Source organism: Dietzia sp. B44, assembly GCF_014145245.1.
Taxonomy (GTDB): Bacteria; Actinomycetota; Actinomycetes; order Mycobacteriales; family Mycobacteriaceae; genus Dietzia; species Dietzia natronolimnaea.
The window spans coordinates 28,085-28,745 of sequence record NZ_JAALEF010000511.1 but is presented as its reverse complement, the minus strand read 5'-3'; the positions used below and the strand labels follow the sequence as shown (position 1 = coordinate 28,745).

The window sequence follows — 661 nt, the reverse complement described above, 5'->3', positions numbered from 1 at the left end:
GCGGTGGAGGTCACCTACGGCGTCTACCAGCGACTCATCGCCGCCTACGAGGCCTCGGGCAGGCGGGAGGGCAAGATCGCGATGTACAAGCTCCTCAAATCGATCCGGGCCGGCGTTCCGAAGGAACTACCCGAGCTCGCCCAGCTCGGCCGGTCGCTGTGGAAGCGGCACCGCGAGATCCTCGCCTACTTCGACGTGGGTGCCTCCAACGGTCCCGTCGAGGCCATCAACGGGCGCCTCGAACACCTCCGCGGAATCGCCCTGGGCTTCCGGAACCTCAACCACTACATCTTGCGGTCACTGATCCACTCCGGTCAGCTTCACGACCGGATCAATGCACTCTGATTCCGGAAGGGCCGGATAAGGGGCTCTTCGCATCTGAGTGTGGGGTCAGGTCCGTAGCCCGCCGGCGATGAGGAGCATCCGCAGGCGATAGTTGTCGCGGTTGCGGTAGCCGCGGGCCAGGCGCCGGTGGAGTTCGATGAGGCCGTTGATCGCTTCGGTTCCACCATTGTTGGATCGGTCAGTGGTCCAGTAGGCGAGGAAGGAGTCCTTCCACTTGCGAAGAGTGCGGCCGAGGCGGGCGATCTCTGGGATCGGGCAGGACGGCAAGGTCGCGAGTATCTTCTCCGCAGCGCTGCGCCCGGCTGGCAGGTCTTTA

2 protein-coding genes are annotated in these 661 nt (G+C 64.6%); one reads left to right on the top strand and one right to left on the bottom strand.

The window, feature by feature from the left end; genetic code table 11:
* Window positions 1-345, top strand: a 345-nt coding sequence (locus G6017_RS17070; RefSeq protein WP_241731595.1) for a transposase, incomplete at its 5' end; no start/stop codon positions are given.
* Window positions 346-390: 45 nt separating this feature from the next.
* Here the strand turns inward: G6017_RS17070 and G6017_RS15460 are convergent.
* On the bottom strand, window positions 391-661 hold a 271-nt coding region (locus tag G6017_RS15460; RefSeq protein ID WP_182618167.1), incomplete at its 5' end, for a transposase.